Source organism: Williamsia sp. 1138 (assembly GCF_002095435.2).
In the GTDB taxonomy this organism is placed as follows: Bacteria; Actinomycetota; Actinomycetes; order Mycobacteriales; family Mycobacteriaceae; genus Williamsia.
This window is the reverse complement of sequence record NZ_MJEJ02000035.1, coordinates 46,553-59,979: the sequence shown is the minus strand read 5'-3', so window position 1 is coordinate 59,979 and position 13,427 is coordinate 46,553. Positions and strand designations below refer to the sequence as shown.

Genomic DNA, 13,427 nt, shown 5'->3' with positions numbered 1-13,427 from the left:
GGGAAATGCTCGCCAGAACTCACCAATTCCGGGATTACCGGGCAGCGGCGGTGCGGGCCCGGCTCGAGTCCTTGAGGAGTCCGGCGGTGTAGCCGACGACCATCGGATCCGACATCGCCTTCCAGCGCGGCGCCAGCAGCTTCATGTACCGCTCGACGTACAGCAACTGCTTGCCGACGAGGACGAGTTCGCGGGGGAGTCGGGCGTCGTAGGTCTTGGCCATCGCGGCCAGCTGCCGGCCGAGGTTCGCGTACGACATGTCGCCCAGTTCGGTGCCGCCGATCGGCGCTGCGACCCTGCGCAGGTCCTTGGCGGTCTCACGAACAGTGCCGGGCTTGCCGAACGTGCCCATCGAGGCAAGAGCCTGCCCGGCGGCTTCGTAGTCGCTGCGCATCATGTTGCCGAGCAGCGAACGCACGATCATGCGGGTCTCGTCATCGAAGCGTCCGACGATGCCCCAGTCCAGGAACACGATTCGGCCCTGCGCGTCGACCAACACGTTCCCGGCGTGGAGGTCGCCGTGGAAGATGCCGTCGGTGAACGCGGACTCGAGCAACGACATCAGCAGGGTCTTGACGATTGCTGCGGGGTCGTGGCCCGCTCGGCGGATGGCCTTGACATCGTCGATGCGGGTGGCGTCGACGTATTCGAGGGTGAGTACCTTCTCGGTCGTGTAGTCCCAATACACCTGCGGGACACGAACCTTGTCGGCGAACCGCGAGCCGGAGATGGCGCTCGTCCACTCCTCCATGGTCGCGGCCTCGGTGCGGAAGTCGAGCTCGGAATTGAGGTTTGCCGTGAAGTCCTCGATGACGGCCTTGGCGCTGAGCATGCGGCCGTATGACGAGAACTCCGCGAGGGCGGCTGTCCGCTGCAGGATCTGCAGGTCGGCAGCGAGCCGGGATTTGATGCCCGGACGCTGGATCTTGACGACGACGGACTCGCCGGTCAGGAGAGTTGCGGTGTGAACCTGGGAGATCGACGCCGAAGCGATGGGCTCGGGATCGAATTCGGCGAAGACCTCGTCCGGGTCACTGCCGAGCTGGGCCGTGAGCAATGCCCGGACCTCGCCGGGGTCGGCGGCCGGCACGCGGTCTAGGAGCGAGCGGAACTCGTCTGAGAGGACCTTGGGGAACACCCCGGGACTCGACGCGATGAGCTGCCCCAGTTTGACGTAGGTCGGGCCGAGCGCTGCGAACGTGTTGCGAGTCTCCCCGGCGCCCTTGGAGGCCAGGTCACCCGCTCCGGGTACGCGAGCGGCGAAGCGGGCTCCGCCGCACACTGCCTGCCACGCAGTGGCCCCGATACGGGCAGCCTCGGTGGTGAGCGGCACCTTCTGCAGGGTCAGGGGGGCTTTCTCGGTCGTGATCGTCATAGGTCCTCCGCATGCGACTTCTTGCCTGGGTCGGCCCGGGGGTGGGGCCACAGTTACTCGATTGCCGGAATGCTCCGCGTGAGTTTAGGGCATCAGGCCGATATCACCAGGTCGATCAGTATCCGCAGACCGCAGTTGTTACCGCGCTGCGCTGTTCTCGTACTGATAAGGAGTCGAAAACGCAGGCCACGGTGTTAACGCGCCACGCCGACAAATGCCTGTGTTGTCGCTAACACTATGCGGTAGAGACTGCACGAGCCGCCCACCCGTTTTCGTGCCTCCCAGCCGCTATTGCTGGTGGTCCGTGCAAAAACGGGTGGGGGATGCGGCGATCAATGTGCGACGGGACATTCCCCGGTTTCGTTGGCCTGCCAGGGCAGATTCGCCCGCCGGGCTGTGGTGACCGGGCAATAGTGCATCGATCCGCCGCGCACCGCCTCGGGCGGCAGGTTGCGGGTCGGCGTCTCGAGCAGTGGTGCGTCGACGGGCACCGTGCCGGCCAGGCGATCCCACGCATCGCGGCAGCGCGGATGCTTCCGGTAGCGCTCGGGCAGTGCGTGCATGAACATGTTGACGGCCTTGCCGAACCGCCGGAATCGGCGTTCGTCCGCATCCGACCACGTGAAGCCCATCATCTCGCGGACGGCCGGGTGATACAGCCCGGCGGTCAGCCAGGTGAAGAACTTCTCGGTCGGCTTGACCATCACCTTCCACACGGGCCTGGGCAGGCGCGCCATCCACGGCGGTGGCGGTAGCTCGGAGATGTCGAGCACGGTGCGCACGGCAGGATGATCTTCGAGTACGTTGCGGCACATGTGATCCCAATACTCGAGGAACTCCTCGTAGGTGTCGGGGCAGGGCCGGGTGCTCACGCCGTACATCGAATACCAGGTCCGCGATTCCTCGAAGAGCTCACGCTTCTCGGCCTCGGTGATCGGCGGTCCGAACACCTCCGCGCACCGGATGTTGCCGTACCAGAATGTGGCGTGAGCCCAGTAGAAGACGTCGGGATCGAGGGCGTGATAGCGGCTGCCGTCGGGCATCGCGCCCTTGATCTCCCGGTGATAGTCGCGGACCTCGCGGCCGGTGTCGGTGGTGCCGTCGAAGACGACCCCGATGATCGGGTACAGCGACCGGTTCAGGCGCTGCCAGCGTTCGCCGAAGAAGTCCGAGTGCTCCCACACCGCGGCGCCCAGTTTCGGGTGCATGTTCTGCATCGATCCGGACCAGAGGCCGATCAACATGCCGTGCCAGCCCCCGAAGAACTTCCAGGTCACCGAATCCGGTCCCAGGGGTGCGGGTTCGGCCGGACTCGGCTGCGAGATCTGTTCGGATTCATGGACGTCGGTCACGGGCGGCACCTTCCATCGACAAGCTGTCTGAGACGAAACTCTAGATCCGTCTCAGTGCGCATGTCAACCAGGATGGGCGTGAAATCTGGGCCGGTCCGACGCGTCGGTGAGAGTGGGTCATCGGCGCGTCACACGACGTGGCATCGAGGCCGCGACCGCTAAGCTCCATTTGTGGCCGGTCACAGCATCGAAGCGAATGGATACAGCGCACAGATCGCGAGTACGGGTGCCGGTCTGAGGGCCGTCCGGTGGGGCGATCGGCTGCTCACCGAGACCTGGGAGATCGAGCCGGGGGTCAAGCCCCCGCTGTCGTGTGGACTGGTGCTGGCGCCGTGGCCCAATCGCACCGGCGACGGTCGCTACACCTACGACGGCCAGAGCTACCAACTGCCGATCACTGAAGCCGCCCGCAACAATGCGAACCACGGTTTCGTCCGGATGGTCGACTGGAACGTCCTCGACACCACCGGCTCCTCGGTCACGCTCGGGATCGCGGTCGGGCAACATCCGGGCTGGCCCTTCGATCTGCAGCTGACCGTCACGTACTCGCTCGACGCTGGTGGACTGACGGTCACGCACACCACCACCAACAATGGGAAACAAAGAGCGCCATACGCTTTGGGGCAACACACATTCGTGCGACTCGGTGATGTCCCCGCCGACGATTGCAGGCTACAACTGGCGGCACGCAAGTATCAGCCCCTCGATCCCGAGCGTCAGCTGCCGGCCGGTTCGCCGGTTGACGTGGCGGGCACAGACTTCGATTTCTCCACCCCGCAACCGCTCTCGGGCCATTGGCTCGACACCCCTTTCACGGACATGGCGGACGAGGCCGGCTTTATCACCCATCGACTGATCGGCCCGGACGGGGACGCGACGGAGTTGTGGACCGATCTCAATTTTCCATGGGTACAGGCTTTTACCGCCGATCCCGCGCACGACCAGCCGTATCCGGGACGTGGCCGCGCGGTGGCGATCGAGCCGATGACGGCGCCGCCCAACGCGCTCGCGAGCGGCATCGACCTGATCGATCTCGAACCGGGTCAGATCTGGATGGGACGCTGGGGTCTGCGATACCGCGGTGCGGGGGGACAATCTCCGATGACCGGGAACGACTGACTGGAATGGGTATGCGGTGAAGGAAATCGTCGTCTGCGGGGAAGGCCTCGTCGATCTGGTACCCGCAGGCGCAGGCCCGCTCAGTCCGTTGGTCCCGGCACTCGGTGGCGGGCCGTTCAATGTAGCCATCACCCTGGGTCGTCTCGGCTCCGCGGTGTCCCTGATCTCACGGTTGTCGGACGACCCGTACGGTGACGCGCTCACCCATGCGCTCCGTGCGGCAGGGGTGAATCTGTCTCTGCTGCAGCGTGGTTCCGAAGCCACGACCCTTGCTCTGACGAATATCGGCGAGGACGGGTCCGCCCAGTACAGCTTCTACCTCGACAACACCGCCGACCGCCTCGTCGCCGACCCGGGGGAGCTGCCCCGGACGGTCGGTGCGCTGGCCTTCGGCACCTTGTCGATGGTGCTCGAGCCCGGCGCGAGTGTCTACGAGGCACTGCTGCACCGCAGTCACGCCGAGGGCCGGTTGACCATGCTCGACCCCAACATCCGCCCGGGTGTCATCGACGACCCCGACGGCTACCGGACCCGGTTCGGCACCTGGTTGCCCTCCCTCGACATCGTGAAGGTCTCCGACGACGACGCCGAGTGGCTCGCGCCGGGCGGCGGCGGACCGGAGCAGTGGATCGAGGCGGGAGTCGGCGCCGTGCTGACCACTCGGGGAGCGGATGGTCTGAGCGTGCTCACCGAGGGGTTCTCGGTCGAGGTTCCGGCGCCCACGGCCACCGTCGTCGACACCATCGGCGCCGGGGACACGATTTGTGGTGCGCTGCTGCACTGGCTGGATACGCACCGGCTGCTGGAGCCGGCATCGGTCCGGCAGATGTCGCAAAATGACTGGTCGGAGGCGTTGGGTTTCGCCGCCACCGCGGCCGCGGTGACCGTCTCGCGCCCCGGGGCAGACCCTCCATGGGCGGGCGAGCTTTAAACCGACTAGGTTGTTAGCTGGATCGCGCGACCAGTTCGGGCGACCCCGGAGGTCAAACACCTGCACCGGTTCACGAGACCGGTGCAGCCCGTCGAAAAGGGGAGGACCAAGTGTCCGCCGAAACAGTGTCTGCCAATGGAAACGCAGCCGAGGCCAGCGCCTCGTTCGTGTATCCCGGTGGAGAGATCAAGCTTCCCATCGTCAAGGCGACCGAGGGCAGCGACGGCGTCGGATTGGGCAAGTTCCTTGCCGAGACCGGACTGACCACATTCGATGGTGGATTCGTCAACACCGCGTCGACCAAATCCGCGATCACCTACATCGACGGTGATGCCGGCATCCTGCGTTACCGGGGCTACCCGATCGAGCAACTCGCCAAGGGTTCGAGCTTCCTCGAGGTGAGCTACCTGCTCATCAACGGTGAACTGCCGACCCCGTCCGAACTCGAAGACTTCACGAACAAGATCAGCCGCCACACGCTGCTGCACGAAGACCTCAAGCGGTTCTTCGACGGCTTCCCGCGCAACGCGCACCCCATGCCGGTGCTCTCCAGCGCGGTGAACGCCCTGAGCGCGTACTACCAGGACTCGCTGGATCCGAAAGATCCCGAGCAGGTTGAGCTTTCGACGATCCGCCTGCTGGCGAAGCTTCCGACGATCGCCGCGTACGCCTACAAGAAGTCGACCGGGCAGCCTTTCCTGTACCCGGACAACTCGCTCAACCTCGTCGAGAACTTCCTGCGGATGACCTTCGGCTTCCCCGCGGAGCCGTATGTCGTCAACCCGGACGTCGTCAAGGCCCTCGACATGCTGTTCATCCTGCATGCCGATCACGAACAGAACTGCTCGACCTCGACCGTGCGCCTGGTGGGCTCGTCGCAGGCCAACCTGTTCACGTCGATCTCCGGCGGCATCAACGCACTCTGGGGCCCGCTGCACGGTGGCGCCAACCAGGCCGTGCTCGAGATGCTCGACGAGATCAAGGCCTCCGGTGGCGACACCAAGGAGTTCATGAACAAGGTCAAGAACAAGGAAGACGGCGTGAAGCTCATGGGCTTCGGGCACCGCGTGTACAAGAATTACGACCCGCGTGCCGCGATCGTCAAAGAGACTGCCGACCAGATCCTCGAACTCCTCGGAGTCAACGACGACCTGCTCGACATCGCCAAGGGGCTCGAGGAAGTGGCCCTGTCCGACGACTACTTCATCTCCCGCAAGCTGTACCCGAATGTGGACTTCTACACGGGCTTGATCTACCGTGCGATGGGCTTCCCGACCCGGATGTTCACTGTGCTGTTCGCCCTGGGCCGGTTGCCCGGTTGGATCGCGCACTGGCGCGAGATGAACACCGACCCGACCGGAAAGATCGGCCGTCCGCGGCAGATCTACACCGGCTACACCGAACGCGACTACCTGAATATGGATCAACGCTGAACCATGACTAAACCTGAGATCGAGTTCCCGCAAGGCCCTGCCCCGACCGAGCTGGTCGCCACCGACATCACCGTCGGTGAGGGCGCCGAAGCCGTCGCAGGCGGCATCGTCGACGTGCATTACGTCGGCGTCGAGTTCGAGACCGGTGAGGAGTTCGATTCCTCCTGGAACCGCGGCCAGTCGGCCAACTTCCCGCTCGACCGGCTCATCCCCGGCTGGCAAGAAGGCATTCCGGGCATGAAGGTGGGTGGACGTCGTCAGCTCATCGTGCCGCCGCTGCTGGCATACGGCCCCGAAGGTGCCGGCCACCGGTTGTCCGGCAAGACCCTGGTCTTCGTGATCGACCTGCTGGGCGTCGGCTAGACCCCAAGTCAACAGTTCTTCCAGATGCCCTGCGCGGTTCACGCGCAGGGCATTTGGCGTCGGGATAGATTTGCAGGGTGATCGCGAACCCCTTCGTCTACGAGATCAACACCTGGCCCTGGCTGCATGACGTCGGCGAGCGATGTGGCCGTGACGTCGGGCTCGGCGCAGTGCCCGGCGCGGAGTGGGATGCCATTGCGGCGACCGGCTGCGACGCCGTCTGGCTGATGGGTGTGTGGCGACGGAGCCCGGCCGGTATTGCGATCGCCCTGTCCGACGACGCGCTCGTCGACACCTTTGCCGAGGCCCTGCCCGACTTCACCTCCGAGGACGTGGTCGGTTCCCCGTACGCGGTCCGCGACTACGTCGTCGACGACCATCTGGGAGGCCCGGCAGGACTCGCCCGCGCCCGAGAGGAGTTGGCGCAGCGCGGGTTGGCGTTGATCCTCGATTTCGTGCCGAATCACGTGGCCGCCGACCATCCCTGGGTGGCTGCGCATCCGGAGGTCTTCATCCACGGCACCGAGGACGAACTGCATCAGGACCCGCTGTCCTACCTCGAGGTCGACGGGCAGGTGCTCGCCAACGGGAAGGACCCCTACTTCGCGGCGTGGACAGACGTGGTCCAACTCAATGCGTTCTCTCCGTTGCTGCGGACCGCGGCCATCGACACACTGCTGCAGATCGCGTCGCAGTGCGATGGGGTCCGCTGTGACATGGCGATGCTGATGATGAACGATGTCTTCGCACGGACCTGGGGTGACCGCGCCGGGCCGAGGCCTAGAAACGAGTACTGGCCCACGGTGATCCGTGCCGTCCGACGCGCGCACCCGGCGTTCGTGTTCATCGCTGAGGCCTACTGGGATCTCGAGGCCGGGCTGCAGGATCAGGGATTCGACCACTGCTACGACAAGGGCCTTTACGACAAGCTGGTTGCGCAGGAGGGTGCCGACCCCGTGCGTGGTCTGCTGGCCGACGACCGCCGGTATCAGAGCGGTCTGATCCGGTTCCTCGAGAATCACGATGAACCGCGTGCGGCAGCGGTGTTCGACGATGACCAGCAGCGTGTCGCAGCGGTGACCACATTCACGACGCTGGGAGCCCGGCTGATCCACGACGGGCAGCTGCAGGGCAGGACCACGCGACTGCCCGTGCAGTTGGGACGGTATCCCCATCAACCGGATGACGAGGAGCTCGCCGACTTCTATCGGCGGTTGTTCGCGGTACTGCGCGACAACACGTTCAGGACCGGCCGGTGGGATGTCTGCGAGACGCGGGGGTGGCCGGACAACCCGACGTCGCAGGACTTGATTGCCTGGACGTGGACGGGCTCAACCCGGTGGCTCGTCGTGGTCAACCTGAGTGCGGAGACAGCCAGTGCAGCGGTGAGTGTCGACTGGGACGACTTGCGCGGCAAAGAGTTCGAACTGGTCGACGACACCAGGGACTTGCGGTTCACCCGAAGGGGAGACGACCTACGGCGGGGTATGTTCGTCGAACTCGGCCCGTGGCTGTGGCATCTGCTGCGCATCGACCCGATCGATTCGGCATCATCTGAGGAGCACGCGTGAACGAGCACCGTCAACCACCGACCGGCACCGTCGAACACGGGAGACTGGCGGAGGCCACCGGCCGTCTCGAGGACGGACTGCACGATGCGAATCCCTGGTACGAGTGGGGGCCGTACCTGTCTGAACGGGCTTGGGGCACAGTGCGAGAGGACTACAGCGCCGACGGCGACGCATGGTCGTACTTCCCCCACGACCATGCCCGGTCGCGCGCCTATCGCTGGAACGAGGACGGGATGGCGGGCATCTCCGACATCGCCCACGAGTTCTGTCTTGCGCTCTCGCTGTGGAACGGCGTCGACCCCATCTTGAAAGAGCGGATGTTCGGGCTCACCGGGCCGCAGGGCAACCATGGCGAGGATGTCAAGGAGTACTGGTGGTATCTGCAGGGACTGCCCAGCCATGCACTGTTGCAATGGCGCTACCACTATCCGCAGGCCGAGTTCCCGTACGCCGATCTGGTGGCGGAGAACGCCAGGCGCGGCCGGGAGGACTTCGAGTACGAGCTGCTCGACACCGGCATCTTCGACGACAAACGCTTCTGGATCATCGACGTCACGTACGCCAAAGCGAGCCCGACCGACCTGCTGATGCAGGTCGATGTCACCAACAACGGCCCCGACGACGCAACCATCGATGTGCTCCCGACAGGGTGGTTTCGCAATTCGTGGCGGCCGGAGGGAAGTTCGGACATTCCGAGGTTGTCGTTCGTCGACGGTGAGGTGGTGCTCGACCATCATCGACTCGGCGGCTATCGTCTGCAGGCGGCGCCGGCGAGTGACGGGACTCGGCCGCAGATCTTGTTCTGTGACAACGAGACCAACATCCCGAAGATCTTCGGTGGGGACCCGATCACCACCTACCCCAAAGACGGCATCAACGACCACCTCATCGAGGGTGCAGCGACCGTGAATCCGGATCTGCAGGGCACCAAAGCGGCCTGGCACTACCGCTTGACCGTGCCTGCCGGACAGTCTGTGCAGCTACGCCTGCGGCTGTCCGATGCGGAGTCGTCGGCACGCGACACAGACTGGGCGGGAAACACATTCGCCGAGACGCAGACGGCCCGCCAGCGTGACGCCGACGAGTTCTATGCGGCGCTCGCACCGGACGACATCGACGCCGAGCGGATGCGAATCGTCACCCAGGCCAGTGCCGGGCTGATCTGGAGCAAGCAGATGTACTCCTACGACGTGAGCCGCTGGCTCGACGGCGACCGGGGAGAACCGCCCCCTCCGGCCGGGCACAAGACCGTCCGCAACGCCGGGTGGCGGCATGTCGATGCCCGCGACATCCTGGCCATGCCCGACCCCTGGGAATATCCCTGGTTTGCGGCCTGGGACTTGGCCTTTCACACGATCCCGTGGGCCCACCTCGATCCGGCGTTCGCCAAATATCAACTCGTGGTGCTGCTCCGCGAGTGGTTTCAGCACCCCAACGGGGCACTACCGGCCTACGAGTGGAACTTCGACGACGTCAACCCGCCGGTCCACGCGCTGGCGGCACTGCGGGTCTTCATCATCGACGGCGGCACCGACGTGCAGTTCCTGGAACGGGTCTTCCAGAAACTCCTCCTCAACTTCACCTGGTGGCTCAACCGGGAAGACCCTCAGGGCAACAACATCTTCGGGGGCGGATTCCTCGGACTCGACAACATCAGTCCGGTCGACCGGTCGCACCTGCCACCCGGCGCCACACTCGAGCAGTCCGACGGCACGGGGTGGATGGCGTTCTACTCCGCAGCCATGCTCAGCATCGCCGAACATCTGGCCGACACCGATTCGGTGTACGACGACATGGTCATCAAGTTCCTCGAGCAATTCGCGCTGATCGGGGAGGCCCTCGAGAAGTCGGGGCTATATGACCGGGAAGACGGCTTCTTCTACGACCGGTTCACCGACTCCGCGGGCAATACCTCGGCCATGAAGGTGCAATCCCTGGTCGGGGTCATCCCGGCGCTGGCCGCGGCCACGGTGTCACTCGACGACGCGACCCGGGTGCAGCAACTGCGTAAGCGATTTCAACGGCGGTTCACCAACGTCGCGAAACGCGAGAAGCGGTCCTGGCGGTTCCGGACCGATACCGCAGGCCACACCCGGATACTGCTGTCGGTCCTGAACGCCGATCAGCTGGGACGGTTGTTGCAGACCGTGTTCGACGAGAAAGCGATGCTCTCGCCGTACGGACTGCGGTCGGTGTCGAAGAAATACGAGGTGCCGTACGTCCTACCGAATGAGGCAGGCGCGGTGATCGACTACGAACCCGCCGAATCACGAACCGCTATGTTCGGCGGAAACTCGAACTGGCGCGGCCCGATCTGGTTCCCCATCAACTACCTCGCCATCCGAGCGATGGTGCAGTACGGGCGATTTTTTGGCGACGAGGCCAAGATGCCCTATCCGACCGGATCCGACAACGAACACACCTTCTTCGACATCGCCCACGACATGGCCGAACGCCTCATCTCCATCTGGCTACCCGATGCGAACGGCAGACGCCCCGTCTACGGAGGAACCGAAATCCTCCAAACAGACCCGGCATGGAAAGACAACCTGTTGTTCAACGAGTACTTCCACGGCGACAACGGCGCCGGACTAGGCGCCGGCCACCAGACCGGATGGACAGCATTGGTCATCGACCTGCTGTTGCGGCCGCCGAGTAGGTCGCATCACTGAGCTTTCTGCTTGTTTGCTCAGGTGAGGTCTGCTGGTCGGGTCACCAGCTGTGTTTTTGGCTCGCTTCGCTCGCGGGGCAGGCGGCCGTCATCGCGTCGTTTTCCCTCGTCTTCGCATCGCTGCGCTCGCTCATCCTCAGTCCAAACAACGCGGGCCACCTGCCGGGCGGGGCGAGTTCGCCTTGCTCACCGCCTCTAGGTGGCTTCCGTCGAGCGTGCCGACGTTCCAGTCGTCGAGCGGGCTCTTGTGGGCGTCGAGCGTGCCGTTTCAGGCGCCGAGCGGGCTCTTGTGGGCGTCGAGCGTGCCGTTTCAGGCGCCGAGCGGGCTCTTTCAGGCGTCGAGTGTGCCGTTTCGAGGTAGGTGAGCAGGGGTAGGACTCTTCCCGTGAGCGTTTTCGGCAGGATGGTGTGATGAGCGAACAACCGATCGTCCTGTGGCTACGCCGCGACCTGCGACTGAGCGATCTGCCTCCGTTGCTGACAGCGCAAGGACGACAGGTGCTGGCGTGCTTCGTCCTCGACCCCACGCTCGAGGCGTCGTCAGGCGACCGCCGGTTGTCTTTTCTCTACGACTCCCTGCGCGACGTCGAGGACCAATTGGACGGGTCGCTGCTCGTCGTGCGCGGCGAGGCGGAGAAAGTCATCCCGAAGATAGCCAAGTCCGTCGACGCCGAGGCCGTACACATCAGCGCCGACTACTCGCCGTATGGCACGCGCCGCGATGACAAGGTGAAAAAGGCCCTGGGCGACGTTCCCCTCAGGGCCGAGGGTTCGCCCTACGCAGTCGCGCCCGGACGCGTCCTCAAGGACGACGGCGAACGATACCGGGTGTTCACCCCGTACTTCCGGAAGTGGCGCGAGCACGGCTGGCGCGACCCCGCAGACACCGGAGTCGACAGCGCGACGTGGCTCAAACCTGGTGACGTATCCGGGATCCGCGCCATCAAAATCCCGAAGTCCAAGGGGGAGTTGGACATCCCTGCCGGTGAACGTGCCGCATACGCGCGATTCGCCGAGTTCATGGCAGACGACATCAGCGGGTACGACGACGATCGGAATCGCCCCGACCACGCGTCGACCAGTCGCATGTCCGCGTACCTCAAGTTCGGCAACATTCACCCGCGGGCCCTCCTCGCCGCCCTCGAGGACGGCGAAGGCAAGGGCCGTGCGGCGTACATCCGTGAGCTGTCGTTCCGGGACTTCTACGCAGACGTCCTGCATCAGCGTCCCGACAGCAGTTGGTGGAACCTGAACAAGAAGTTCGATGCGATCGAACATGATTCGGGCAAAGACGCCGATGCCGACTTCGACGCCTGGCGCGAAGGCAAAACAGGCTTCCCGATCGTCGACGCGGGGATGAGACAGCTGTCGGGCAGTGGGTTCATGCACAACCGGCTGCGGATGATCGTCGGCTCGTTCCTGGTCAAAGATCTGCACCTGCCGTGGCAGCGCGGAGCCGCCTGGTTCCTCGATCAACTCACCGACGGCGACATGGCGAGCAACCAGCATGGCTGGCAGTGGGTGGCCGGTTGCGGCACTGATGCCGCGCCCTACTTCCGGGTCTTCAACCCCACTACCCAGGGCAAGAAGTTCGATCCCTCAGGCGATTACGTGCGTCGCTGGGTGCCGGAACTACGGGAGATCAAGGGCGCCGCCGTTCACGAGCCGGGCGATGCGAGACCCGACGACTACCCCGAGCCGATTGTTGATCACAAGACTGAACGGCAGGTTGCGCTGGATCGGTATAACAGCCTGTCCTAGGACCCGTTCTACGACATCGTCGGCCCGCTCGACGGCGACATCGGCACGCTCGCCGGTGCAGTTCGCCTACCGCGCCGTCCATTCCGGCGGTCGCTTCTCGAAGAACGCGTCGATGCCTTCGCGCATGTCGTCGGAGGCGAGGATTTTCTCCTGGGCCCGCCCTGTCGCAACCCAGCCCGCAGCGTCGGCCGCTTCGTACTGTTCGTTCAGCGCAGCCAGGGTCGCGCGCACGGCAACAGGCCCGGAGGCGTTGATGTCGTCGGCGAGGACCAGTGCGTCCGCCAGTGCCTGTCCCGGTTCGCTGACCACATTCACCAGGCCCAGGTCGTACGCCCGCTGCGCGGTCAGCCCTGCGCCGGTGATGAGTAGTTGCCGCGCGATGTTGGGCGGTAGCGCGCGGGTGACCCGGAACAGGGCGCCGGATGTGGCGACCAGTCCACGCCGGGTCTCGGGCAACGCCATCCGTGCTGTCGTGGACGCGACGATGAGGTCGCAGGCCAGCGCGATCTCCAAACCGCCACCCATGCAGGGACCCTCGACCGCCGCGATCAGCGGTTTGATCCGCTGACGCCGGATGATGCCGTATTCACCGCCGCGATCGGTGCGAGCCCCTGCGCCGTCTTTCAGGTCCGTGCCCGCGCAGAAGACATTCGCTGTGCCGGTGATGATCCCCGCCCACAGCGAGTCGTCGTCATCGAGTCGGTCGAGGGCCGCGCTGATCCCCAACGCCATCTCCACGTTGATGGCGTTCCGTTTGTCCTCCCGGTCCAGGTGGACGATCAGCGTGCGGCCCTTGACCTCTTCACGAATTGGCATGCACGAAACGTATCAAGCGCCCGACGCGTGGCCCC

The 13,427-nt window shown here is 64.8% G+C and carries 10 protein-coding genes; 7 read left to right on the top strand and 3 right to left on the bottom strand.

The window, feature by feature from the left end:
* Positions 1-34: 34 nt before the first annotated feature.
* Both BH683_RS08070 and BH683_RS08065 read right to left on the bottom strand, forming a co-directional pair.
* Positions 35-1,375, bottom strand: a complete 1,341-nt coding sequence (locus BH683_RS08070) for an AarF/ABC1/UbiB kinase family protein (RefSeq protein ID WP_084835739.1) — start codon at positions 1,373-1,375, stop codon at positions 35-37.
* A 332-nt stretch (positions 1,376-1,707) separates the two neighbouring features.
* Positions 1,708-2,727 carry an oxygenase MpaB family protein gene (locus tag BH683_RS08065; protein WP_246833251.1) on the bottom strand — a complete coding sequence of 340 codons (1,020 nt, stop codon included), beginning with the start codon at positions 2,725-2,727 and terminating at the stop codon, positions 1,708-1,710.
* A gap of 171 nt (positions 2,728-2,898) precedes the next feature.
* On the opposite strand from BH683_RS08065, the gene BH683_RS08060 reads away from it, so the two are divergent.
* The 7 genes from BH683_RS08060 (at position 2,899) to BH683_RS08030 (ending at position 12,576) form a co-directional block, all read left to right on the top strand.
* A complete protein-coding gene (locus BH683_RS08060) occupies positions 2,899-3,846 on the top strand; it encodes an aldose 1-epimerase family protein (RefSeq protein ID WP_084835738.1) in 948 nt (315 codons plus the stop codon).
* A gap of 16 nt (positions 3,847-3,862) precedes the next feature.
* Positions 3,863-4,777, top strand: coding sequence for a carbohydrate kinase (locus BH683_RS08055; protein ID WP_084835737.1), 915 nt, complete (start codon positions 3,863-3,865; stop codon positions 4,775-4,777).
* 110 nt (positions 4,778-4,887) lie between these two features.
* Positions 4,888-6,210 carry a citrate synthase gene (locus BH683_RS08050; protein WP_084835736.1) on the top strand — a complete coding sequence of 441 codons (1,323 nt, stop codon included), beginning with the start codon at positions 4,888-4,890 and terminating at the stop codon, positions 6,208-6,210.
* A gap of 3 nt (positions 6,211-6,213) precedes the next feature.
* On the top strand, positions 6,214-6,573 hold the full coding sequence (locus BH683_RS08045; RefSeq protein ID WP_084835735.1) for an FKBP-type peptidyl-prolyl cis-trans isomerase: 360 nt from the start codon (positions 6,214-6,216) through the stop codon (positions 6,571-6,573).
* A gap of 77 nt (positions 6,574-6,650) precedes the next feature.
* The gene (locus BH683_RS08040; RefSeq protein WP_094647326.1) at positions 6,651-8,144 is read left to right on the top strand and encodes an alpha-amylase family glycosyl hydrolase; all 1,494 of its coding nucleotides are present in this window, start codon (positions 6,651-6,653) and stop codon (positions 8,142-8,144) included.
* Positions 8,141-10,816 carry a glucosidase gene (locus BH683_RS08035; protein ID WP_084835733.1) on the top strand — a complete coding sequence of 892 codons (2,676 nt, stop codon included), beginning with the start codon at positions 8,141-8,143 and terminating at the stop codon, positions 10,814-10,816. The genes BH683_RS08040 and BH683_RS08035 overlap by 4 nt, the downstream gene beginning before the upstream one ends.
* A gap of 410 nt (positions 10,817-11,226) precedes the next feature.
* A complete protein-coding gene (locus BH683_RS08030; protein WP_084835732.1) occupies positions 11,227-12,576 on the top strand; it encodes a deoxyribodipyrimidine photo-lyase in 1,350 nt (449 codons plus the stop codon).
* A 66-nt stretch (positions 12,577-12,642) separates the two neighbouring features.
* On the opposite strand, the gene BH683_RS08025 is transcribed toward BH683_RS08030, so the two are convergent.
* Positions 12,643-13,392, bottom strand: a complete 750-nt coding sequence (locus tag BH683_RS08025) for an enoyl-CoA hydratase-related protein (protein WP_084835731.1) — start codon at positions 13,390-13,392, stop codon at positions 12,643-12,645.
* Between the last annotated feature and the right edge of the window lie 35 nt (positions 13,393-13,427).